The sequence below is a fragment of the Streptomyces sp. CNP082 genome (genome assembly GCF_059570535.1).
Genome location: NZ_JCANSZ010000031.1, coordinates 1 through 22,155 on the forward strand (window position 1 = coordinate 1; position 22,155 = coordinate 22,155).

Annotated in this window: 22 protein-coding genes and 3 pseudogenes; 15 read left to right on the forward strand and 10 right to left on the reverse strand. The window is 72.2% G+C overall.

Annotated features, from left to right (window positions below):
* Positions 1-232 (forward strand): annotated as a pseudogene (locus B124_RS23130) (IS110 family transposase); the annotation flags it as partial.
* Here the strand turns inward: B124_RS23130 and B124_RS23135 are convergent.
* Positions 216-1,115: a helix-turn-helix domain-containing protein gene (locus tag B124_RS23135; RefSeq protein ID WP_496504848.1), complete on the reverse strand. Its 900-nt coding sequence runs from the start codon at positions 1,113-1,115 to the stop codon at positions 216-218. The pseudogene B124_RS23130 and the gene B124_RS23135 overlap by 17 nt on opposite strands.
* A 201-nt stretch (positions 1,116-1,316) precedes the next feature.
* On the opposite strand from B124_RS23135, the gene B124_RS23140 reads away from it, so the two are divergent.
* From B124_RS23140 to B124_RS23180, 9 genes are all read left to right on the forward strand, one after another.
* Positions 1,317-1,955 carry an ATP-binding protein gene (locus B124_RS23140; protein ID WP_496504849.1) on the forward strand — a complete coding sequence of 213 codons (639 nt, stop codon included), beginning with the start codon at positions 1,317-1,319 and terminating at the stop codon, positions 1,953-1,955.
* 159 nt (positions 1,956-2,114) lie between these two features.
* A complete protein-coding gene (locus B124_RS23145) occupies positions 2,115-2,708 on the forward strand; it encodes a Uma2 family endonuclease (protein ID WP_496504850.1) in 594 nt (197 codons plus the stop codon).
* Positions 2,709-2,865: 157 nt separating this feature from the next.
* Positions 2,866-3,954: a zinc-dependent alcohol dehydrogenase gene (locus B124_RS23150; protein WP_496504851.1), complete on the forward strand. Its 1,089-nt coding sequence runs from the start codon at positions 2,866-2,868 to the stop codon at positions 3,952-3,954.
* A complete protein-coding gene (locus tag B124_RS23155) occupies positions 3,921-4,319 on the forward strand; it encodes a 6-pyruvoyl trahydropterin synthase family protein (protein WP_496504852.1) in 399 nt (132 codons plus the stop codon). Before B124_RS23150 ends, B124_RS23155 begins: the two co-directional genes overlap by 34 nt.
* On the forward strand, positions 4,316-4,999 hold the full coding sequence (locus B124_RS23160; protein ID WP_496504853.1) for a RibD family protein: 684 nt from the start codon (positions 4,316-4,318) through the stop codon (positions 4,997-4,999). Before B124_RS23155 ends, B124_RS23160 begins: the two co-directional genes overlap by 4 nt.
* Before the next feature lie 67 nt (positions 5,000-5,066).
* Positions 5,067-5,378, forward strand: a complete 312-nt coding sequence (locus B124_RS23165) for a trypco2 family protein (RefSeq protein ID WP_496504854.1) — start codon at positions 5,067-5,069, stop codon at positions 5,376-5,378.
* Positions 5,368-8,295 carry a trypsin-like peptidase domain-containing protein gene (locus B124_RS23170; protein ID WP_496504855.1) on the forward strand — a complete coding sequence of 976 codons (2,928 nt, stop codon included), beginning with the start codon at positions 5,368-5,370 and terminating at the stop codon, positions 8,293-8,295. The genes B124_RS23165 and B124_RS23170 overlap by 11 nt, the downstream gene beginning before the upstream one ends.
* A 352-nt stretch (positions 8,296-8,647) precedes the next feature.
* Positions 8,648-9,202 (forward strand): sigma-70 family RNA polymerase sigma factor, encoded by a 555-nt coding sequence (locus B124_RS23175; RefSeq protein ID WP_496504856.1) that lies wholly within the window; start codon positions 8,648-8,650, stop codon positions 9,200-9,202.
* Complete coding sequence (locus B124_RS23180; RefSeq protein WP_496504857.1) at positions 9,199-9,894, forward strand: hypothetical protein; 696 nt, start codon at positions 9,199-9,201, stop codon at positions 9,892-9,894. Before B124_RS23175 ends, B124_RS23180 begins: the two co-directional genes overlap by 4 nt.
* Before the next feature lie 110 nt (positions 9,895-10,004).
* Here the strand turns inward: B124_RS23180 and B124_RS23185 are convergent, their stop codons facing one another.
* Complete coding sequence (locus B124_RS23185) at positions 10,005-10,256, reverse strand: hypothetical protein (protein ID WP_496504858.1); 252 nt, start codon at positions 10,254-10,256, stop codon at positions 10,005-10,007.
* Here B124_RS23185 and B124_RS23190 point away from each other — a divergent pair.
* Positions 10,241-10,426: pseudogene (locus B124_RS23190) on the forward strand (ROK family protein); the annotation flags it as partial. The gene B124_RS23185 and the pseudogene B124_RS23190 overlap by 16 nt on opposite strands.
* A gap of 92 nt (positions 10,427-10,518) precedes the next feature.
* A complete protein-coding gene (locus tag B124_RS23195) occupies positions 10,519-10,800 on the forward strand; it encodes an ROK family protein (protein WP_496504859.1) in 282 nt (93 codons plus the stop codon).
* Between the two features lie 114 nt (positions 10,801-10,914).
* Here B124_RS23195 and B124_RS23200 read toward each other — a convergent pair whose 3' ends face one another.
* Positions 10,915-11,583, reverse strand: coding sequence for a peptidase E (locus tag B124_RS23200; protein ID WP_496504860.1), 669 nt, complete (start codon positions 11,581-11,583; stop codon positions 10,915-10,917).
* Positions 11,584-11,671: 88 nt separating this feature from the next.
* Complete coding sequence (locus tag B124_RS23205; RefSeq protein ID WP_496504861.1) at positions 11,672-12,088, reverse strand: nuclear transport factor 2 family protein; 417 nt, start codon at positions 12,086-12,088, stop codon at positions 11,672-11,674.
* Between the two features lie 366 nt (positions 12,089-12,454).
* Between B124_RS23205 and B124_RS23210 the strand changes: the two genes are divergently transcribed.
* Together B124_RS23210 and B124_RS23215 are read left to right on the forward strand one after the other, a co-directional pair.
* Positions 12,455-12,898, forward strand: coding sequence for an RrF2 family transcriptional regulator (locus B124_RS23210; RefSeq protein ID WP_496504862.1), 444 nt, complete (start codon positions 12,455-12,457; stop codon positions 12,896-12,898).
* 72 nt (positions 12,899-12,970) lie between these two features.
* Positions 12,971-14,185 carry a globin domain-containing protein gene (locus B124_RS23215; RefSeq protein ID WP_496504863.1) on the forward strand — a complete coding sequence of 405 codons (1,215 nt, stop codon included), beginning with the start codon at positions 12,971-12,973 and terminating at the stop codon, positions 14,183-14,185.
* A 132-nt stretch (positions 14,186-14,317) separates the two neighbouring features.
* Here B124_RS23215 and B124_RS23220 read toward each other — a convergent pair whose 3' ends face one another.
* Together B124_RS23220 and B124_RS23225 are read right to left on the reverse strand one after the other, a co-directional pair.
* A complete protein-coding gene (locus tag B124_RS23220) occupies positions 14,318-15,133 on the reverse strand; it encodes a hypothetical protein (RefSeq protein WP_496504864.1) in 816 nt (271 codons plus the stop codon).
* Between the two features lie 378 nt (positions 15,134-15,511).
* The gene (locus B124_RS23225) at positions 15,512-16,297 is read right to left on the reverse strand and encodes a M23 family metallopeptidase (protein WP_496504865.1); all 786 of its coding nucleotides are present in this window, start codon (positions 16,295-16,297) and stop codon (positions 15,512-15,514) included.
* A gap of 526 nt (positions 16,298-16,823) precedes the next feature.
* On the opposite strand from B124_RS23225, the gene B124_RS23230 reads away from it, so the two are divergent.
* Positions 16,824-17,792: a hypothetical protein gene (locus B124_RS23230; protein ID WP_496504866.1), complete on the forward strand. Its 969-nt coding sequence runs from the start codon at positions 16,824-16,826 to the stop codon at positions 17,790-17,792.
* An 18-nt stretch (positions 17,793-17,810) separates the two neighbouring features.
* Here the strand turns inward: B124_RS23230 and B124_RS23235 are convergent, their stop codons facing one another.
* From B124_RS23235 to B124_RS23250, 4 genes and pseudogenes are all read right to left on the reverse strand, one after another.
* A complete protein-coding gene (locus B124_RS23235; protein WP_496504867.1) occupies positions 17,811-18,098 on the reverse strand; it encodes a metal-sensitive transcriptional regulator in 288 nt (95 codons plus the stop codon).
* A gap of 232 nt (positions 18,099-18,330) precedes the next feature.
* Complete coding sequence (locus B124_RS23240) at positions 18,331-21,240, reverse strand: AfsR/SARP family transcriptional regulator (protein ID WP_496504868.1); 2,910 nt, start codon at positions 21,238-21,240, stop codon at positions 18,331-18,333.
* Positions 21,241-21,528: 288 nt separating this feature from the next.
* Positions 21,529-21,981 (reverse strand): annotated as a pseudogene (locus B124_RS23245) (LuxR C-terminal-related transcriptional regulator); the annotation flags it as partial.
* Positions 21,930-22,094 (reverse strand): hypothetical protein, encoded by a 165-nt coding sequence (locus B124_RS23250; protein ID WP_496504869.1) that lies wholly within the window; start codon positions 22,092-22,094, stop codon positions 21,930-21,932. The pseudogene B124_RS23245 and the gene B124_RS23250, both read right to left, overlap by 52 nt.
* Positions 22,095-22,155: the final 61 nt, after the last annotated feature.

Consider the following 22,155-nt stretch of genomic DNA (forward strand, 5'->3'; position numbering starts at 1 on the left):
CAGACCACGCCGGTTTCACCGCGGCCTGCTCAACGCTATGTACCTCTCCGCGCTCTCCAGTCTTAAGGGCTGCCCAGCCTCCAAGGCGTACTACGCGCGCAAGAGAGCCGAGGGCAAGGGCCACAAGCAGGCGCTGCTGGCGCTCGCGCGCCGCCGCGTCAACGTCCTGTGGGCCATGATCCGCGACGGAGCGTGCTACGAAGCCACACCACCCGTCACGGCAGCGGCTTGACATCAGCATTGGGAAGCTCCTTGGCGATGCGACGGATCAGTGTGAGCGATTCCGTAGGGGGCAACGCCAAGGTGCGTGCATCATCGAAGAGTTCGCGATAACGCGTGACTTCGGACTCCTGCTCGATCCAGAGGTTGCCCGTCGGAGTCTCCGTCAGTACCAAGTCCAGGGCTGCTACCTGCGGAAAGCTCAACAGCAAGTACGGGCCGAACATACCCGAGTGTGCCCCGCGTGAGAATGGCAGCACCTGGACGGTGATGCCGGGTCGCTCGGCCATACGTGCCAGGTGTTCCAACTGGGCGCGCATCACCGCCGGGCCTCCTACCTGCTGGTGGAGGACGCTCTCGGCAAGCACTGCCCAGAGTTCTAGTGGATCTTCACCGGAGAGCCGTTCCTGCCGGGCCAGCCTCACGTGTACGAACTGCTCCACCTCTTCGGGGGTCTGCCACGCCCGAGAGGCGACGGTGACGGCTCGTACATACGCCGGCGTCTGAAGGAGCCCAGGAATCAACTGGGCCTGAAACGTTCTGATGCCATCGCAGATGGTCTCCATCTCGATGTAGTCGCGGTAAGCGTCGCCGAGGACGGAGCTGTACTGGTGCCACCAGCCCACGCGGCGCCGCCGGTTCGCTCTGCGGGCCACAGTCGTCAAGCGTTGACGTACCTCCGCTTCCTGGATGCCGTACGCCTCCATGAGGGCGATCAGGTCCGGCATGCGCAGCGCCACCCTGCCGTTCTCGATGCGGCTGACCTTGCCCTTGGTGCAGTCGAGGGCCTCGGCTGCCTGGGCCATGGTGCGCCCTGATGCTTCTCGCAAGCGGCGCAGTTCGTCTCCGAGTTGGCGGCCGAGAACGGTCGATGGGTTCGGGGTGGCGTTTCGCATGCCCACACGTGTAGCAAATCGACAACCTGCACCGCATCGGCACTAACTCGAAAGCGTGAATATAGCGACGGCATCATCTGGCAACGTTGCAGTTTCGATTGAAGCGCCTTCATGCTGCTGGCCAGAGGCACCGGCTTCCCAAGGTCCGACCGACCACACAAGACGGGATTCCGGTCGAATGCTGAGTCCCTGGAGGCATCCATGGCTGCGCCAAACCAAGTCAACTTCCGCCTCCCTCGGCGCCGCAGCACCGTCCCCCGAGCGCGGGCACTGCTGCACGCGGCACTCGGTGAATGGCACCTCGGCCAAGACGCACTCGACGCCGCAGAGTTGGTGCTGTCCGAGCTGGTGACCAACGCCCTGCGGGTCCCCGTGCCGCGTGACCGGCAGGTGGGGGTGCGGATCGCGCACTCACAGGAGGACGGGGTGCTGCGGCTGGAGGTGAGCGACGCGGGGGAGGGCTTGCCGGAGGTGCGGCGTCCGGCCGGGGACGAGACCGGTGGGCGTGGCCTGCTCGTCGTGGAGGCCCTGGCCCATCGTTGGGGCGTACAGGAACGCGCGTGTGGCATCGGGAAGACGGTGTGGGCGGAGCTGAAGGCCCCGGACATCGTGGCCGTCCCCGACGAGCGGGAGGTGGCGGCGGTGACGCTTCAACCGGGGCGGCAGGTCAGGGTGCTGGGCCGGTGGCAGACGGTCCGCGGCGTCCGCGCCGAGCCGGCGCCGGCGGGTGGGTTCGTCGTGGTGCTGGCACTGGACGACGGCCCCGCCTTGCGCGTGGGTGCCGCCGATCCGCTGACGGTACGAGACGGAGGCCGCCACGGCGCAGCGGCCGAGCGCTGATGTGCACAGTCGGTGACGGTCGAGTTACTGTCGGGATTGGTCCGGTCGGGTCTGTGGAGCCCGGTCCTATCGACCCTGCCGTAGAGTGAGAACGTGCCGTCTGACTTGGTGAGACGATCCCCGCAGGCGCTCCAGCCAGGCAACAAGAGAGGTGACACCGTGGGTATCCCGGCCCATCACCCCATCCCCGTCCGCCCTGGGCACCTCCGCGAGGCTGCGGAGCGGATCGAGCAGGCCACCGGCATGAGTGTTGAGATCATCGGAGGAACACTCGTCATGTCCCCGAGCCCGAGCGGCAAGCACGCCGGGATCGTCATCGACCTGCGTGACGCCATCCGCCCCGGGCTTTCGCCCCTCTACGAGGCATTCGAGAACGTATCCGTCCCGATGCCGGACGATCCGGACGACTACGCGACCCCGGATCTGACCATCGGCCCACGCACGTTCAAAGACGACGACGGCTGGCTTCTTGACGCAGATGCGGTTGAACTGGCCGTGGAGGTCATCTCTCCGAGCGAGCGCTTGAAGGGCATCAACGAGAAGACCGCGTGGTACGCCGCCGCAGGCGTCGCTCATCTTCTCCAGGTAGACCCCCGTACGGGCACATGGTCGCTCTTCGGCCGCCCCGGGGAAGGCGAGTACAAGCGCGTAGACCACGGCAAATATGGTGAGGACGTGCCGCTTCCCGCTGAGCTCGGCGGTGATCTGCCCACCGTGGGTCTCAGCCTGTACGGGAGCCAGCCGAGCGTCTGACGCCGGCCTGCCCCGGGACGGATCGATGGGCCAACGGGCGTAGTTCTGCACCCTCTCCGCGTCGGCATGATGCCCACCGGGACGGTCCGTGATCCGGGCTGATCGTCTACGATCGCCGGAACGCCCGCCTCTGAACGCGGATAGCAGAGGATCGCCCGTGCCGAGCCACATACGCTCCTTCTGGGTCATCTCCCCTGGCCGGGGTGCGATCATCGAGTCCCCGCCTCCCCGCCTCCCCGCCTCCCCGCCTCCCCGCCTCCCCGCCTCCCCGCCTCCCCGCCTCCCCGCCTCCCCGCCTGTTTGTGAGGCCGTAGTCCGGACCCTGTATTCCGCGGTCAGCCGCGGGTCGGAGTCGCTCGTCTTCCGCGGGCAGGTGCCCAGCGGGCAGTACGCCTCCATGCGTGCCCCGTTCCAGGAAGGGGACTTCCCCGGGCCCGTCAAGTACGGGTACCTCAACGTCGGGCGGGTGGAGGAGGGGCCCGTCGGGCTGGTGGGGCGGGTGGTGTTCAGTCTCTATCCGCATCAGACGCGGTTTCGGGTGCCGGCCGAGGCGCTCACCCCCGTGCCGGACGAGGTGCCGCCCGAGCGTGCCGTGCTCGCCGGGACCGTGGAGACGGCGCTCAATGCGCTGTGGGATGCGCCGCCGCGTATCGGGGACCGGGTTTCGGTGGTGGGTGCGGGCATGGTGGGCTGCTGCGTTGCCGTGCTGCTCGCCGGGTTTCCCGGGGTCGACGTCCAGCTCGTCGACGTCGATCCGGGGCGGGCGGAGGTCGCCGCGGCGCTGGGGGTCGGGTTCGCCTCGCCGGGGCGGGCCGCGGGTGGGCGGGATCTCGTCTTTCACGCCAGCGCCACCGGGGACGGGCTCCGGCGCGGGCTCGAACTGCTCGCGCCCGAGGGGTGTGTGGTCGAGCTGAGCTGGTACGGGGACCAGCCGGTGACGCTGCCGCTCGGTGAGTGGTTCCACTCCCGGCGGCTGTCGCTGCGCGGCAGCCAGGTCGGCGCCGTCGCGCCCGGCCGGAGCGGGCGGTTCACTGCGCAGGCGCGGCTCGCGCTGGCGCTCGACCTGCTGCGCGACCCGGCGTTCGACGCGCTCATCACCCATGAGTCCGCGTTCGACGAACTCCCGCACGTCATGGCCGAGATCGCCGCCGGCCGGCTGCCGGGCCTGTGCCACCGCATCCGCTATGAGCCGCACTCACCCACGGAGCAGCCATGTTCAGCGTCACCGTCCGCGACCACTTCATGATCGCTCACAGCCTGAGCGGTGACGTCTTCGGTCCCGCGCAGCGGCTGCACGGGGCGACGTACGTGCTCGACGCGACCTTCCAGCGGCCGGAGCTGGACGACGACAACCTGGTGCTCGACATGGACCTGGCGGCCCGTGCGGTGCGGGGCGCCGTGGCCGCGTTCTCGTACCGCAACCTCGATGAGGACGAGGCGTTCGCGGGCATCAACACCACCACCGAGTTCCTGGCCAAGGTCATAGCCGACCGCCTCGCCGGGCACATACGCGACGGCGGCCTCGGTCCCGCCGCCCGCGGCCTGACCGGGCTCACCGTCCGGCTCAGCGAATCGCACGTCGCCTGGGCCGAGTACCACCGCGCGCTGTGACCCGCCGCCCGTACGTGGTGCTCTCCGCCGCCGTCTCCGTGGACGGCCGGCTGGACGACACCGCGCGGGAACGGCTGGTGCTCTCCAACCGCCGGGACCTGGACCGGGTCGACGCCGAACGCGCCGCCGCGGACGCCATCCTCGTCGGCGCCACCACCCTGCGCCGGGACAATCCGCGGCTGCTGGTGGCGAGCGGACGGCGGCGGGCCCGGCGCCTCGCGGCGGGGCGGCCGGAGCATCCGCTGAAGGTCACGGTCACGGGCTCCGCCGAGCTGGACCCGCGGCTCGCGTTCTGGCACTGCGGCGGCGAGAAGCTGGTCTTCACGGTGGACGGCGCGCTGCCGCGGGCCCGCCGTGAACTCGGCACGCTCGCGGGCGTCGTGAGCACCGGGGCGGCGATCGACTGGCCCCGGATCCTCGGCGAACTTCACCGGCGCGGCGTGCGGCGGCTCATGGTCGAAGGCGGCGGAAGAGTGCACACCCAACTGCTGGCGCAGGACCTGGCCGACGAATTGCACCTCGCCGTCGCCCCGCTGCTGGTCGGCGACGCCGCCGCGCCGGCGTTCCTGGGCCCCGCGCCGTACCCCGGGGGAGCCGCGGCCCGGATGGCGCTGCTGGAAGTCCGCCGTATCGATGACGTCGTGCTGCTGCGGTACGCCCCGAAGGAGCGCTCCCGCTGATGGCGGAACCGCCGGTATCCTCGACCCGGCACGGACCCTTCAACGCCGACGAGACCGGGGGCTGCGGGTGGACGACGCGGTGGAACTGGAGGAGATGATCCGCCAGTTACGGGGCGCACTGAGCCGGGCGATGGCCGAAGGCGAGGGGCAGGAACTCCGGTTCCAGGCGGAGAAGGTCGAACTCGAACTCACCGTGGGAGTGGAACGCAGCCGGGAACCCGGTGCGGAGGTGAAGTTCTGGGTGTTCACCGCCGGCCAGTCGGCACGCTCGGCCCGCACCTCCGAACAGCGGCTGCTGCTCACCCTCCAGCCGGTACGGGCCGACGCCCCCGACCGGACCCCGCTGATCTCGGGCGACGCGCTGCCAGATGAGTATTGAGCCGCACCGGATCGCCGAGATCATCGTCGAGACCCGCGAAGGCGGCGGCCGGCGTGGCTCCGGGTACGTGGTCCGTACCGGCGCCGTCCTCACCGCGGCCCACGTGGTCGCCGGCGCGACCCGGATCGTCGTGCGCTGCGACGCCGACCGGCCCGGGGAGTGGTCCGCTCCGGCGACCGTGGCCTGGGCGGGCGGGACCGCCGGTGCCGATCTCGCCGTGCTGACCGTGCCCGGTGACCGGCCGCCGGAAGCGCCGCCCGGCTATGCCCGGATCGCCGACGACCGCCCCGCCGTCATCGCCGTGCACGCCGCGGGCTTCCCCCGCTTCAAGTTACGCCGCCGGGCCGGCGGGGGCTCGTACCGGGAACTGCACGTGGCGCGCGGGACCGTGGAGGCGCTCGCCAACCGCCGCGACGGCACGCTGGAGCTGACCCTGCCGCCGGCGGGCGACGACCCCGCCGCGTCGCCGTGGGCCGGCATGTCGGGCGCCGCCGTCTGGGCCGGCGACCGCATCGTCGGCGTCGCCACCGAGCACCACCGGGCGGAGGGCCCCGGCCGGCTCGCCGCCGTCCACCTCGACCACGTGCTGCGCGGCCTCGGCGCCGCGGAACGGGCGGAGTTCGCGCGCCTGGCCGGGCTGCCGGCGACGCTGCCGCTCGCGGCTCCCGGGCCGGTGCGGTCCGGGGTCCCGGCGCAGCCCCCGGCCGGCGTGCGGGTGATCGGCGTGCCCGTCGCGCACGGCATGGAGCTGTTCAAGGACCGTACGGAACAACGCGCCGCCCTCGCCCGCGACCTGAGCGACCCCACCATCCGCATGGTGACCATCCTCGGGCGGCGCGGCATCGGCAAGAGCGCCCTCGCCGCGAAGATGATGGACCTCCTCGACCGTGGCGAGTGGCCCGGGGCCGTCGGCGGCCCTCCGCTGTCCGGGCTGGTCAACCTCTCCACCCGCACTTCCGGTGTCTCCCTGGAACGCCTCTACTTCGACTGCGCCGCCCTGCTCGGTCCGGCGGACCAGGAGCGGCTGCGGCAGGTCTGGGCCGGCTCCGGCACGGCACACCAGCGGCTGGACGCGCTGTTCGCCGCCCTCGGCGAGCGGCCGGTCGTCATCCTCCTCGACAACCTCGAAGACCTGCTCCACGAGGACGGCACCGTCTCCGACAAGGAACTGGCCCTCTTCTTCGACTGGTTGTTCCTCGGCCCGCGCGCCACCCCGCGGCTGCTGGTCACCAGCCAGATCCCGCTGCGCCTGCGACCCGAGCTGCGGCGCTTCACCGCCCAGGTGGAACTCACCGACGGCCTCGGCCCCCACGACGCGGTGACCATGCTGCGCGAGCTCGACCGGGACGGCAGCCTCGGCGTCGCCGGCCTGTCGGACGACGAGCTGCTGCAGGCGGCGGTGCGCGTCCACGGGGTCCCGCGGGCGCTCGAACTGCTCGTGGGCGCGGTAGCCGAAGACGCGCTGCTGCCCAGCCTGCAGGAGGTGCTGGCGGACTTCACCCGCCGCCACGACGTCGTCGCCGACCTCGCCCAGGACCGCTACGACCGGCTCGATCCGCCGGCCCGCGGAGTGCTCTCCGTCCTCGCCGCCCTGCGCACTCCGGTGGCCCGGGAGGCGGTCGCGGAGATCGTGGGCGGACTCGATCCGGACCTGCCGGTGCCCACCGTCCTGGCGGCGCTCGTCCGGGCCCGGCTCATCTGGGCCGACCGGCCCAGCCGCACCCTCGGTCTGCACCCGATGGACGCGGACCTCGCATACGCGCAGCTCTCACCGCACGGAACCTTCGGGAGGCAGGCAGTGGAACAGCGCATCGCATCCTGGTACGCGAGCCAGGCCGGGCCGGGCGGCACACCGCCGACGCTGGCGGACATCGAGCCGCGGCGGCGGCAGTTCGACCACCTCGTACGGGCCGGTGACCACGACGGCGCCGCGCGGGTGCTCAACGAGATCAGCGGCGTGCTCGTCTGGCGCGGCTCCGTGCTCGCCGCGGTCCGGATGCATCTCGACGTGCACGGGCGGATCACCGACGAGCGGCTGGGCCTCGCTCACACCATCGCCTACGGGCACGCCCGGCTGAGCGCGGGACCGATGGACCAGGCAGCCGCGCTCTTCACCGAGGCGGTGGCGCTCGCCGAGCGGCTCGGCGAGCGCGCCGCCCTGCACGGCGCGCTGTTCGGCCTCGGCGACACGTACCGGCAGCTCAGCGAGAACGGCAAGGCCGTGGCGCCGCTCACCCGCGCCGCCGAACTTGCGCGCGAACTCGGCGACGCGGAGCGCGAGATCCACACGCTGCTCTCCCTCAGCCTTGCCCACAGCTACGCGGGCGACGGCGCGAGCGCGCTGACCACGGCCGGGAAACTGGCCGAGGCGGCTGCCGCGGACGGCACCCGGCTCACCGCCGCGCGCGCCGCCAACGCACGCACCATCGCCCTGCTCACGCTGGCGCGCTGGCAGGAAACCGCCGCGGCGGGCGCCGAGGCGGCCCGCGCGTACCGGGACGCGGACGTACCGGAGGCCATCGCATACGCGCTGAACGCGCAGGGCATCGCCCTGATCGCCCTGGACGAGCCCGCACGGGCCGCGGAGGTGCTGGAGGAGGCCCGGCACGAGGCGTCGCTGATGGAGAACCCCCGGGCCGAGGGCGTCTGCCTGCTCGACCTCGCCTGGGCGTACTGGCGCGACGACCGCCTCGACGAGTCCGCCGCCGCGGCCGAGCGTGCCGAGACCGTCCTGACGAACGCCGGGACCCCGCTGGCGGCAGCGGCCGGCCACCTCGCCGAGGCCGCCCGTGCCGCGGCCGGCGGGGCCTCGCCCGCCGCGGCGGCGCTGTCCCGCGCGGCAGCGGCGCTGGAGGGGCATGCGGAGGTCGTCCTCCCGACGTGGCTCGCCACCGCGGCGGCGCGGCTCGGGGACTGACAAGCGGCCCGTTCCGGTCAAGAGGTGAGCAATAGCGGGCACGTTATGGGCGGGTGTGAAATCGCGGGGTGGCTGAAATTCCAGGGCGTGGCCCAGGGGTTGCACTGTGAGGTATGTCACGGCGGGGGAGTGGTGTAGACCCCCGTCATTCGCGGATTGCTGAATGTGCAGTTCACATTGCGTTACCGCTGGTTATCGATCGTACGCGGCGCGGCATTCATGATCGTTGAACGAAATTGGTGCGCCATGCATGCGTGTTTGCTCAATCGGTCGGGTTGGCTGGGGTGCAGAAGTGCATCGGGTGACAGCGGCGTCACCCGGTTTTCCATATCTGCTCGCCCGAAGAGGATTCATGACCGAGGAAGTTCCGGCAGGGGATCACAGCAGCCCGGTGACGCACGCCATGCTGCACGTCCCGCCCGTGTGCGAGGCGCTGTACCTGGAGAACGCGGACGCCTACTTCGCCTACGCCCAGCACTGGCTCGACGACGACACCGCGGCGGAGGTCGTCCACCTGACGTTCCACCAGATCCGCAACCGCTGGGAGGAGCTGAGCCGCCACGGCGATCTGCGTCAGCAGGCGTGGGCGATCCTGCGCCGGGTGGTCGCCTGGTACGCGGAGGAGAAGGAGGTCCGCCGGGTGATAGCGCGCGTGCTGGGCGAGTTCCACGGGCTGCTGGAGAAGCAGCACGAGGGCGTCGGGCTGTACGAGGCGATAGCCAGGCTCTCCCCGAAGCAGTTCGACGTGGTCGTCCTCCGCTACCTGTGCAAGTTCCCCACCAAGCGCATCGCCTGGTACATGGGGGTCACGGACAGCACCGTCGACTATCACCGCCGCAGGGCGGTCAAGCGCCTGGCGCGGGATCTGGGGCCGTTGCTGAAGAAGGAGGGGGGAAACACCAAGTGAGCGACGAGAGCACGACGGTGGAGCGGCTTCTGGAGGGGGCCGGAGGGATGATGCTGGGGGGCCGGCGGCGGTTCGACGCGGTCGCCGGGCTGCGGCGGCTGCGGGAGGGGCCGGCCGGGCTGACGGCCCCGGGGGCGGACGCCGCGCCCGTGGTGCAGGCGCGCGACGAGCTGTCCGTCCTGGTGCGCTGGGTCGTCAACCAGGCCGGGGCCACCGGCGTCGTCGGCCAGTTGGCCAGCCTGCTCAGCGACCACGGGCCGCAGGGCCACGAGGTGTGGCTCGCGGTGTCCGACATCGACGAGGCGATCGACGGCATGCAGGTGTTCGCCTGCATGCTGTACCAGGCGGATCACCGTGAGAGCGCCCAGTTCTGGTGGCAGTTGGCCGCCGGTGCCGGCAAGCCCGCCGCCGCGTATTGCCTGTACCTGCACCACCTCGGCCTAGGCGAGCCGGCGGAAGCCGGCCACTGGCGCGCGCAGTTGCGGGGGAACGGCGGGCCCGACGACGCGTTCATGTCCGGCGTGAGCCTTTTCGCCGGCTACGCCTACCGCCACGTCGAGCCCCGCTGGGAGCCGCGGATGCGCCTCGAAATACAGCGCCTGGCCGCCCGCGAGGACGTCCGCGACGCGCTGGTCTGCCGGCCGGAGAGCGAGATCGCCGACCGGTTCCGGCGCTATTGCGACCAGCACTGACGCGGTGGTGAAGAGCCCGTCACGGACGTCCCGTTCGCCACTTCCGCCGCCCGCCCCCCCAGCCCCGTCCCTCAGCCCCGTCCCTCAGCCCCGTCCCTCAGCCCCGTCCCTCAGCCCCGGGCCCGGCTGCCGGCGTACGGCAGGGGCGCGGGCTCGGCGCGGGTGCTGTCGGCCAGGGCCGTGACGCGGCTGGCCGAGTCCGCCGCCGTGCCCGGCGGGTTGAACGCGACGTGCCCGTCCGAGGCGCCCGAGGCCAGCAGGAACAGGTCCACCCCGCCGGCCTCGGCCAGCCCCGCGACGTACTGGCCGTCGAGGCGCCCCCCTGCCCCGCGCCACCGGCTCCGACGTGCGCTGCGGCGCACTCGGCGAGGCCCGGCACGGCGCCGGGCGCGGCCTCGCCGGCTTCCTCTACGTCTCCCTCGGCACCGGCCTGTCCTCCGCCGTGGTGCTCGACGGCACCCCGGTACCCGGGCACCGCGGCGAGGCCATCGCACTCGGCGAGTTCGAGGTCCCCGCCTCCGTCGACGCCGGCTGGCCCGGAACCCTGGAGTCGTACTGCTCCGGCCGCGGCATCGGCGACCGCTACACCGCGCTGGGCGGCACCGCCACCCCGGGGCCCGGGAGGTGGCGCGCCTCGCGGCGGCCGGGGACGCCGCGGCGGCCCGCGTCCTCGACGGCGCGGGCGCGGCGCTCGGCACCGTACTCGCCATGGCGGTCCGGCTCCTCGACCCGCCCGCGGTGGTGCTCGGCGGCGGCCTCGGCAGCGCGCCGGGCCGGCTGCGCGCGGCCCTGGACGCCGCCTACGCCCGCCGGACCGCCGCCCGCCCGGGCCCCCCGCCGCTGCTCACGGCGGCGCTCGGCCCGGACGCGGGGCTCATCGGCGCCGCCTGCCTGGCGGCACCCTGACCGCGGGGGCCGCGCGCACGCCGGGGCGCTGAGTCCGGGGCGCCGCCGGGATGCGTACCGGATCCGACGGCACCGGTTCCACCGCGGGAGCCGGCGATTCGGCCCCGGGGCGGGTCACGGGTGGAACCGCCACCGGCCTTGGGTGACGACGTCCGCCTTGCCGTCCCGTACGCGGACGGCCGTCTCGTCGTCGATGAAGTAGATCGGGAAGTCCGCTCGCGCGGCGATGCGGTCGGCCCAGGCGTCGTCCCGCTCGGGGAAGTGCGGCGAGTACAGGTGGGGCTTGACGTACCAGTCGAAGAGGCCGAACGGCGGCTCCAGGGTCGTCGCGCCGAGCGCGTGGAGGTCCGCGGTGTCGCCGATGACGTCGGCGGAGTGGCCGGTGAGATGCCGGCTGAAGACCATCGAACCGGCGCTGACCCCCACGTAGACCCGGCTCTGCAGCGCCTCCAGGAACCCGTCGGCCAGGCCGTTGCCAGTGATGCTGCGCGCGAGGTGGTACTGGTTGCCGCCCTCGACGTAGATCACGTCGGCGTGCCGCAGCCGGTCGAGCACCGCCTGCCGGGGCAGGCCGTTCAGGTCCAGGACGTCGAACTCCCGCCAGCCGAGGCCGTGCAGCCGGTTCAGGTCCGCGACGAACCACCCGTGGTCCCCGGGCTGGGCGACCGACGCCGTGGGCACGAACACGACGTTCGCCGCTCCGAACGGCTTTCCCAGCATGTCCCGCAGCGCATCCCGCAGCGTCTCGTTGCGCAGGCCGCCCGCCGTCAGCAGAAGGTTCATCGGGTGAGCCAAGCACGGCTGACGTGCACGCGCAATCAACCCGTGACTGATCTCTCTCGTTACGGCGCGACCGTGCCGGAGGCGCTGCTCAGGCGCCGTGCTCGCCGGTGCCGGCGACGGGGAGTCCGTCGGTGACGAACGCGGCGTGCGCTGCGACGATCTTCCAGCCGGCCCGGTCGCGGAGCCAGGTCCGGGTGTAGCGCATCCGGGCGGTGAACGGCTGCCCGCCGACGGAGCCCGTCAGCGTGCCGAGGAACCAGGTGACGCCGGTGTGCGCGGTGGCCAGCAACTGGAGGTCCTCCTCGACGAGGCTGGTGAGCGACTGGTGGCCGGTCTCGTGTGCGCGCAGGTCGTCGCTCTTCGCATAGAGGTTCCCGTCCGGCCCGGTGAACCGCCCCGTGTCGTCGAGCAGTTCGGTCAGCGCGCCGACGTCGGAGGTGAGCTGGGCGTGCTGGAGGCGCCGTTCGGCCGCGCGGAGGCTTTCGGTGTGTTCGTCGTCCGGCATCGCCCCATTCTGGCGGGCCGGCCGCCGGCGTGGTCTCCGTTCTGCTCGTGGCAGATCCCTTGAGCGGGTGCCTCCGGGGGGAGCGGGTCTGACCCGGCCGTCAACCCGGCAGGTGCCCGCCCGGCACCTTCGGGTGGCGGGCCGCCGGCACGCGGGTGGCGGGCGCGAGCGGTGGACAGAGCTGAAGAGCCTGAACGGTGTGCCGATCCGGGCCGGGTCGCCCGGCGCCCGGACCGGGCGCCGGGCGACCCGCGGGACGGGCGGGACAGGCGGGGCGGGCGCGAAGCGGCGGGAGTGAGGGAGCCCACACCCGTCGGGGACCCCCCAAACAAGAACTCGATATGCGTATTTGCTAGCGTGACGGGCGTGCGGTTGACGAAGTTCACTGACGCCGGCCTGCGGGCCGTGATGTACCTGGCGGTCGCGGGCGAAGGCACGTCCCTGACCACCCGGCAGGTCGCGGAGACCGTCGGCATCACCTACAGCCACATGGCCAAGGTGATCAGCCGCCTGCAGCACCTCGGCGTCGTCGAGGCCAGGCGCGGGCGCAGCGGCGGCCTCGGCCTCACCGTCCTGGGGCGGCAGGCGTCGATCGGCTGGCTGGTGCGTGAGCTGGAAGGGGCGGGGGAGGTCGTCTCCTGCGAAGGGGACACGCCCTGTCCGCTGCGGGCGGCCTGCCGGCTGCGGCGCGCGCTGCGCGACGCACAGGAAGCCTTCTACGCCTCCCTCGATCCCCTCACCGTCGCCGACCTGGTGGCCTCGCCCACCGGCCCGGTCCTCGTCAGCCTGACCGGCCCTCGCTCCGGCTGACCGGCCCCCGCCCCCTGTCGGGGGTTCCGCACAGATCAAAATTGGAATTCAGAAAGACAATTTGGAGGTCTGATGCTCTCCGAGCAGGCCACCCCCGTCATCCGTGCGACCCTGCCCGCCGTCGGCGGCGCCATCGAAGAGATCGCCGATCTCTTCTACCGCAAGATGTTCACGGCCCACCCCGAGCTGCTCCGCGACCTGTTCAACCGCGGCAACCAGGCCAACGGCGAGCAGAAGAAGGCGCTGGCGGGATCGATCGCGGCCTTCGCGAGCGTGCTCGTGGAACACCCCGGCACCCGCCCCGACGTGATGCTCTCGCGCATCGCGCACAAGCACGCCTCCCTCGGCGTCACCGCGGACCAGTACAAGATCGTCCACATCCGCCTCTTCGCCGCGATCGCCGACGTCCTCGGCGACGCGGTGACCCCGCAGGTCGCCGCCGCCTGGGACGAGGTCTACTGGCTGATGGCGAACGCGCTCATCGCCCTCGAATCCGAGCTCTACCAGCAGGCCGGCGCCGCCGACGGCGACGTCTGGCAGCAGATGACGATCACCGAGCGGCGCGCGGAGACCCCCGACGTGGCCTCCTTCGCCCTCCGCCGCGCCGACGGCCGCCCAGCCGGGGTGCCGCGCGCGGGCCAGTACGTCAGCGTGCAGGTCGAACTCCCCGACGGCGCCCGGCAGATACGCCAGTACAGCCTCACCTCCGCCCCCACGGAGGCCGAGTGGCGGATCACCGTCAAGCGCGTACGGGACGACGGCCTGCCCGACGGCGAAGTCTCCTGCCACCTCCACGAGCACGCGCAGGCGGGCGACACCCTCACCGTCTCCGCCCCCTTCGGCGACCTCGTCCTCGCCCCCGGCGACGGCCCCCTCCTGCTCGCCTCCGCCGGCATCGGCGTCACCCCGATGCTGGCCCTCCTCAAGGACATCGCCGTCACCGACTCCACCCGCCAGGTCACCGTCGTCCACGCCGACCGCAGCCCGGCCGACCACGCCCACCGCGACGAACTCCAGGCGCTGGTGGCCGCGCTCCCGAACGCCGCGCTCCACCTCTTCTACGAGAACCCCGGCTTCTACGAGAACCCCGGCACCCCGCCGTCCGCGCACACCTCCGCGGGCCACGCCGACATCGGCACGCTCGACCTCCCCGCGGACACCGTCGCGTACCTCTGCGGCCCGCTGCCCTTCATGCGCACGGTCCGCGGCGACCTCCTCGGCCGCGGCCTGCCGGCCGAGGCCGTCCACTACGAGGTGTTCGGCCCGGACCTCTGGATCGCCCAGTAGCCGGCAACACCCCCGGTGGCTGACCCGGCCCCGCGAACGCGGCCGGGTCAGCCACCGGTGCGCCACGGTGTGTCCACCACGAACCCCGGTCGGCGACCCTCCCGGGGACGCCGACCGGGGTGGTCTACGCCGCTAGGACCGGCATATGCGCGCTTCGCTGCTGGGCGGGCCGGCCTGCTGCCACTTGTTGGCGGTGGTCGACCAGGTGAAGCCGACAGAGGAACCGCCGATGGTGATGCCGCTCACGTTGGTGGAGTTCCAGGTGTGGCCGTACTTCGAGAAAGCCTGGATCTTCGTGCAGCCCGTCGATGCCTTCTTGAAGGAAATGGCCATTTCGCCGATCCTGCCCTGCATGTCCTCGAAGTCGCCCGTTCCGCCCCTGGGGCCTTCGTTGAAGACGAACCCCGACCCGTGGGCGTTCGTCTCCTCCGCCTGCCTGGTCGTCTTCCATTCGTCCATGAACTTGCCCCGGTACTTGAGGACATGGGCCTGGGGGGCGACCTTCTTGCTGAAGCTCAGGCCAAAGCCGTCGAGCCCCTTGACCTTGCTGGGAATCTCCAGCCACTTCCAGGCGGCCTTGGCGATGTACAGGTTTTTCCCGCTGGCCTTGTAGATCGTCGGCTTGTTAACGGTGATCTCATCGTCCGGGTTGGCGCGGGTGCCGACCTCTCCGCCCTCGTCAACCCGCTCCACGCAGTTGTCCTTGGCCAGCTTCGCGTCGACCTCCGCCTGCGTCAGGCCCTGCCTCTCCAGCCTGTTGACGATCGTCAGGAGGCGCTCCGCCGCCGCCGTGGGGTCGTCCGGCAGTTCTGCGGAACAGGACTGTGCGGCGTTCGTTGACGCTCCCGTCCTCGCCGATTCGCCGTAGGCGGATGACGATGCCGCGAGGGGCAGCAGGACGGCCGCCCCCGCGATGGCCGCGCCCACCAGCCGTGACTTCGTGTGCATGTACATATCCCTTCTCGTGTGCGATCACGCGCATATTTCGGTCAGCCGAGTTGGCTGTGCCGACTATCCCAGCCGGTTCTGTCCACAGCCTTGACGAAATCTGACGCAGCCCCCGCCCCGCCGTGCACGCGAGGCTTGCCTGGGCGCCGGCCCACGGCCCGCCGCCCAGTGGCCGCACGTGGGGCTGGTAAAAGTCGGCCTACAGGGGCCGGTTCGGGCCGATTCCGGGGGTGTTACCGCGAGTGACGACTCGTTTTCTCCGCTGGTGCCCCCCGGTGGGCGAACCGCGGGCGGGTGCCGGAGCAGTCCTCCGGGCACGCGCGCGGGCCCCGGCCGGTTCCCGGCCGGGGCCCATACGGGGAGGAAGAGCGGTGTTGCTCAGGTGCCTGTCGAGACGTTCACGCCGTGGTTCTCCAGCCACGTGATCGGGTCCTTGGCCGATCCGTACTCCGGGGTCGTGCGGACCTCGAAGTGCAGGTGCGGGCCCGTGACGTTGCCGGTGGCGCCGGACTGGGCGATGGTCTCGCCCATGCCGACCGGGTCGCCGACGGAGACGTCGATCTGCGAGAGGTGGGCGTAGTGGGTGAAGTCCTCGGCGCCGTGCTTGATGACGATCTGGTACCCGAAGGAGTCGTCCCAGCCCGCTTCGACGACGGTTCCCTTGGCCGCGGCCTTGACCGTCGTGCCGACGGGCACGGACCAGTCCTGACCGGTGTGGCCGTTCTCCCAGTTCGCGCCGGACGCCTCGTAGCCCGCCGTGGGGGTGCTGCCGTCGACGGGCATGACGGCGGTCGGGTCGTCCGCGGTGGTGTCCGTGCCGTACGAGGCGTTGTCGGCGGTGGTGTCGGTGGTGGCGGAGCCGTCGGCGGGGCCGTCGAGGGAGAGCTCCATGCCGGGGGCGATCAGGTTCGGGTCGTCGCCGATGACGGCCTTGTTGTTCTCGTACAGCTTCTCCCAGCCGCCCTCGACATCCTGCTCCTGGGCGATGACGGAGAGGGTGTCGCCGGAGGCGACGGTGTACGTGGTGTCTTCTTCGGCGAAGGCGGTGGACGCGCCGATGACCGGCAGCGCGAGGGTGGCGCCCGCCGCCGAGGCGCGGGTGGCGAGTTTACGGGCGCCGCTGGGGCGGCGCCGCGCTCGGTGACGGCCGTGAGGGGATGACATCTGACGGGCCTCTTTCTCCGGACGCCTGCGAGGTGAGCTGTCGGGTTCGGGCTGGAGCTGCCCGGCCGCCGGCTTCGGCGGGCCTCACCCCGAGCCGTCGGAGGGACGGCGCGGTCCGGCGGTGGCCGGACCCGTGGGTCCCCCGCTCCTGCCCGGCGGTGAGAGCTGGTCGGGTGGTACCGCGGCGCCGGGGGCAGGATTCGGCGGTCCGGCGCGAGCGGGTGTTCGACTCTCGAACGGCCAGTCACGCTAGAGGGGTGTGCGTCCGATGACAAGGTCATCGCGCGTTCCAGCGGAATAATTGACTCCGCGTTGCGGTGAGTTGACGTGGTGCACCCGCCAGACCAGGGCAGGCGCCGATTTTCCTGCTGTGCCCCGACAAAGAGCACACCGCGTGCCGATGCGCCGACATGCCTGACAGCGGTTCTCCGGTCTTCCGCCGCGAGCGGAAATATACCCCCCGGGGTACCTGTGTTACGGTTCCATTTATACCCCCCGGGGTAATGGCGCTGGAAGGGAGTACGCCGTGTTCTTCGTCGACACGATCGAGGTGCCGGGGCTCGGCAACCGCAGCTATCTCGCCGGCGGCGAGCACACCGCCGTCGCCGTCGACCCGCCGCGTGACATCGATCACCTGATCGCCGCCGCCGCGCGCCGCGGGGTGCGGATCTCGCACGTCGTCGAGACACACGTGCACAACGACTACATCACCGGCGGGCTGGAGCTGGCGCGGGTCACCGGGGCCCGGTATCTGGTGCCCGCGGGGGCCGCCGTCGCCCAGGCCGCCGGCGGCGACACCACCATCGGCCGGGAGAAGGCCGTCAACGACGCCCTCACCCGCGATGTCGACACCTTCGTCGCCGACCTGCTCGCCGGTCTCGACGACATCCCCGCCTACTACGTCCACATGGGCACCGCCAACGCCGCGGGACCCGCCCCCGTCGACCTCACCCCGCCCGCGCCCGCCGGTGCCGCGGAGATCGCCGGCCGGCTCGCCGCGGGGGAGTGGGTCGTCGACCTGCGCAACCGCGTCGCCTTCGCCGAGGGGCACGTCTCCGGCTCGGTCAACTTCGAGGCCGACGGGCAGCTCGCCACGTACCTCGCCTGGCTGATCCCCTGGGGCAAGCCCGTCACCCTGCTCGCCGAGTCGGCCGGCCAGCTCGCCGCCCAGCGCGAGCTGGTCCGGGTGGGCATCGACCGCCCAGCCGCCGCGGCCACCGGCGCGCCCGCCGACTGGGTGCCCGACGGACAGGCCCTGGCCTCCTTCCCGCGGGCCACCTTCGCCGCCCTCGCCACCCGCGCCGGCACGGTCGGGGACCTGGACTGGGCGGTCGTCGGCCCGTTCACCGGCGTCGCGGTCCTCGGCGCGGCCGGCGGCAAGCGGCTCGCCGCCCGGGCCTCCGGGGACAGGCTGCAGCGGATCTTCGCCGCCGTGCTGCTCGCGGTGGCGGCCTCCATGCTGATCGACGCAGTCGTGATCGACGCGGTCGCGTGAGCCGGCCCCGGGAGAAGGTCACGCCAGCGACAGGAAGAGCTTCTCCAGGCGGGCGCGCATCGCCTCGGGGTCCTCCCCGTTCCGGCGGCCGGACTCCAAGTCGGTCACGCACTGCTGCAGCCCGGTCGCGATGATCGCGAACCCGGCCCGGTCCAGCGCCCGCGAGGCGGCGGCGAGTTGCGTGACGACGTCCTCGCAGTCGCGCCCCTCCTCGATCATCCGGATCACTCCTGCGATCTGGCCCTGGGCCCGGCGCAGGCGGTTCAGCACGGCCTTCAGGTCCGCGCCTTCCAGTTCCAGTTCCACGCTCACTCCTCCGAAAAATACCCCTACGGGTACTGTACGTCCCTGCTCGGGACGACGTCGAACAGTGACGCTGCGCCCTCTTGAAGTGGCTGGTCAGTGGGGTGGCAGGACCCTGCTCCGGGGTGCTCGTGCCGGTCGTGGGCGGCAGTCCGGGGTACATGTCGCGCTTCGCCCCGGAACCACACCTGCCGCGTGGCGGCGCCGTTGGCCGGTCCGTCGTTGCGCAGGCACCCTACGCGGTTCGCAGGCGGGAAAGAGGTTCCGCGGCGGCCGGGTGGCGGAGGTCCTCGAAGATGCGCAGCGCCGTCGTCCACGACGCCTGTGCAGCCACACCGTCGCCGACGCTGGCCTGCGCGTCGCCCAGAGCGCTGTGCGCCTTGGCGGCGTTCAGCAGATCTGCCGCGTCGGGAGATTCCAGCAGTTCCACGGCGCGGCTGAAGCAGGTGATCGCCTCGTGTGGATCGCCGAGGCGGTGGTAGGCCCGGCCCAGGGTGTCCCAGGTGATGCCCATGAAGTACAGATCGCCCACGCTCTCCTGCACGGCCAGCGCCTGGCGGGAGCGGGCCAGCGACAACTCGGGCTTGCCGAGCAGGCCGTAGATCCAGCCGATGATGTTGAACTCGCGGCCCTGGCCGCGGCGGTCACCGGCCGCGCAGAAGAGGGCGAGGGATTTGCGCGCGTGCCGGAGAGCCGACCCCAGGTCGTCACGTACCTCGTGCAGGTTGGCCAGGTAGTGGTGGACCTCCGCCTGCCCGGCGAGGTCGCCGCTGCCGCGGAAGAGGTCGTAGGCGTCGTGCAGATGCTCGCGGGCCTGCTCGATGCTGCCCAGGCGGAAGGCGGAGCGGGCCTGGTCGCACAGTACGGCGGCCAGCTCGGCGGCACCGGCGGGGTCGCCGGCCGTCCGACGGGCCGCCTGGAGGACCGTCTGCTGCAACTGGCTCTGCTCTATCCAGCGCCCGTCGCGGTCGAGGTAGTTGCCCAGCCTGCGGCCCAGCCGGACGACATGGGTGTCGAGTCCGGTGCTCGCCGCGAGTCGCACGGCGTCGGTGAGGGTGCGGCGCTCGGTGGTGAACCAGGCGAAGGCCGGGGCCGTCTCGGTGAAGACCTCGGGGGTACAGGCGGACGGGGCAGGGCCGAGGTCCGTGAGCCGGTCGCGGTGTGCCCACAGGGTGCGGCACGCGGCGTGCGCCGAGTGGAGGTAGTAGTCGAGCGCGCGGCAGACGGCTTCCCGGCGCTCCTTTTCCTCGTCCTGTTCGCGCGCCAGCTCGGCGGCGTAGTCGCGCAGCAGGTCGTGCAGGGCGAATCTGCCCGGTGCACGCTCGTCGAGCACACTGGCCCAGGTCAGCTCGCGCAGCAGGGCGCGGGCCCGCGGCAGCTCGATGCCGGCCAGGGCTGCCGCCGCGCCGGTGCTGAACTCCGGCCCCGGGTGGAGACCGAGCAGACGGAACAGCCGGGCGGCGGGAGAGGTGAGGATGCGGTACGACCAGGAGAACACCGTCCGTACGTCCGCCATCAGCTCACAGCCACCGGAATCGGGCGTCCGGTCGGCCAGCGCGGTGAGGGTGAGGCCCGGCCGGGAGGCGACGTGGGCGGCGGCCAGGGCCAGGGCCAGGGGCAACCGCACGCAGCCGTTCACGATGTCGGAAACCGCCCCCTCTCCGCCCTCCAACTGCTCGTCCGCCAGGCGTCGGACGAGTAATTGCTCCGCCTCTTCGGTACTGAACGGCTCCAGCACGATCTGGTCCGCGCCGGTCGTGGCAATCAGGCCGGGAAGCCGGCGCCGACTGGTGATCAGGGTGGCGCAGCCCGGGGCACCGGGCAGCAGTGGCAGCACCTGCCCGGCGTCGCGGGCATTGTCGAGAACCACCAGGACCCGCCGACCCGCCAGCAGGCTGCGGTACAGCCCGGTGCGCGCGTCGGTGCCCTCGGGGATCTGGCTGTCCGGGATCCGGAGCGCCTGCAGGAAGCCCCGCAGCGCCTCGGCCGGCTCGGTGGGGCTGTCCGCCGCCGCGAACCCGCGCAGGTTCACGTACAACTGCCCGTCCGGGAACTGCTCCGCCGCGCGATGGGCCCAGTTGACCGCCAGCGCGGTCTTCCCCACCCCGGCGGTACCGACCACGGCGCAGATCGTCGCGTCCGGCGAACCGCCGCCCGGCTTCGGCGACAGCCGCTCCAGACGCCGGAGATACGCGTCCCGTCCGGTGAACCCGGCCACGTCCGGCGGCAGTTGGGCCGGGCGTACGGCCGACGGGGCGGCGGCGGGCCGGGGCGTGCCCGGGGCATCGGCGGGCCGGGGCGTGCCCGGGGCATCGGCGGGAAACGGCACCCCCGGCGTGCGCTCCTCCGCCGCAGGGTCCTCCGGATCCGGATCCGGGGCGCGGTCCAGGACGGGACTCTGGCGGAGGATCTGCTCGTGCAGCCGGCGCAGCTCCGGCCCCGGCCCCTCGCCGATCTCCTCGACGAGCGCCCGGCGGGCCCGGGCGTACACCTGGAGGGCGTCGGACTGCCGCCCGGAACGGTACAGCGCCAGCATCAACTGCCCTGTCAGCGGCTCCACCAACGGGCTCTCCACGACCTCCGCCGACAGACCCGCCACCGACTCGGCGTGCCGGCCGAGCTCCAGCTCCAGGTCGTACCGCTCGGTCAGCAGCGTGACCCGCTCCCGCTCCAGCCCGGCCCGCACCAGCTCGGCCCACTGTCCGCGCAGCCCGGCCAGCGGCGTGCCACGCCACAACGCGGTCGCCTTACCGAGCAAAGTCTGCGCCCGCTCCGGGTCGCCGGCCCGTTGTGACCTTCCCTGGTCCGCCAGTGCGCGAGCACGTTGCAGATCGACGCTCCCGGGAGCGATGTCCAGTACGTAGCCGCCGTTGCCGCGGCGCAGCACCGGAGCGTCCGGGTCCTCCCCCGCAGCCTGCCGCAACACCCGGCGCAGCCGGGAGACATAGGTGTACAGCACGTCACGTGTGGTACCGGGAGGCTCGTCGCGCCAGAGGTGCCTGGTCAGCAACTCCACCGTGACCGGCCGCCCCGGGGACATCGCCAGCACGGCCAGCACGCACCGTTGCTGCGGCGGTCCCAGGGCGTACTGCCGGCCGTCCGCCCCGCGCAGCTCCACCGGGCCCAGCAGGCGCAGTTCGGTCACTTCGTCGATCCTCCGTTGCTCTGCTGCCGCTCATCGGGCTACGGCAGCGGGCCTCCCGCCGACTGCGCGCCGCCGTCCTCCTCAAGGGCACGCCCTTTCAGGGCCGGGCCAGTCGAGGTGGATGACACGACGTACGTCGGCGACGAGAGGCGACGCCGTCATCGTACGGCGGTGCCGCGGCCGGTCTCCCCGGAAACCCGATTGGTCCGGTGGATTGCGTCGTCATTGGTCCGGGAAGCCTCGCTCGCGGCGCTCCGCAGCCGCTGAGCGGGGCCGTCCCCGGGTGCGTCAGGTCAGCAGGCCCTGGCGGTACGCGTAGACGACGGCCTGGACCCGGTCCCGCAGATCGAGCTTGGTGAGGATGCGGGACACGAAGGTCTTGACCGTCTCGTGGCTGAGCTGCAGGGACGCGGCTATCTCGCCGTTGGACAGGCCGTCGGCGATGAGGCGGAGCACCTCGAGTTCGCGGGGCGTCAGCGGGGTGTCGCGCGGGCTGCCGTCGGCGGGGCGGATGCGGGCGGCGTAGCGGCCGACGAGCTGGCGGGTCACCTCGGGGTCCAGCAGGGCCGCGCCGGTGGCCACGGTGCGGATGCCGTGCAGCAACTGGGCCGGCGGCGAGTCCTTGAGCAGGAAGCCGGCGGCGCCGGCGCGCAGGGCCTCGTACACGTACGCGTCCAGGTTGAACGTCGTCAGCACCAGGACCTTCGCCGGGTGCGGCACCCGGGCGCCGGCCAGGCGGCGGTGGTGCCGAAGTGGCCGGTGGTGGTGTAGGCGAGCAGGCAGCGGCGGTCGGGCCAGCGGTGGGTGAGGGGGAAGACGGTGACGCGGCCGGTGCCGGTCTGCGCGCTGCCCATGGGGCTCCTGCCGGTGCGTGTCGGCCCCCGCGGCGCGAGAGCCGCGGGGACTGATACTTCG

Coding starts and splice junctions, on each gene's coding strand:
- B124_RS23215 (WP_496504863.1), top strand. CDS start 12,971: ATGCTCTCCGAGCAGGCCACCCCCGTCATCCGTGCGACCCTGCCCGCC.
- B124_RS23140 (WP_496504849.1), top strand. CDS start 1,317: ATGGCTGCGCCAAACCAAGTCAACTTCCGCCTCCCTCGGCGCCGCAGC.
- B124_RS23200 (WP_496504860.1), bottom strand. CDS start 11,583: ATGAACCTTCTGCTGACGGCGGGCGGCCTGCGCAACGAGACGCTGCGG.
- B124_RS23250 (WP_496504869.1), bottom strand. CDS start 22,094: ATGGGCAGCGCGCAGACCGGCACCGGCCGCGTCACCGTCTTCCCCCTC.
- B124_RS23135 (WP_496504848.1), bottom strand. CDS start 1,115: ATGCGAAACGCCACCCCGAACCCATCGACCGTTCTCGGCCGCCAACTC.
- B124_RS23175 (WP_496504856.1), top strand. CDS start 8,648: ATGACCGAGGAAGTTCCGGCAGGGGATCACAGCAGCCCGGTGACGCAC.
- B124_RS23155 (WP_496504852.1), top strand. CDS start 3,921: ATGTTCAGCGTCACCGTCCGCGACCACTTCATGATCGCTCACAGCCTG.
- B124_RS23205 (WP_496504861.1), bottom strand. CDS start 12,088: ATGCCGGACGACGAACACACCGAAAGCCTCCGCGCGGCCGAACGGCGC.
- B124_RS23225 (WP_496504865.1), bottom strand. CDS start 16,297: ATGTCATCCCCTCACGGCCGTCACCGAGCGCGGCGCCGCCCCAGCGGC.
- B124_RS23220 (WP_496504864.1), bottom strand. CDS start 15,133: ATGCACACGAAGTCACGGCTGGTGGGCGCGGCCATCGCGGGGGCGGCC.
- B124_RS23170 (WP_496504855.1), top strand. CDS start 5,368: ATGAGTATTGAGCCGCACCGGATCGCCGAGATCATCGTCGAGACCCGC.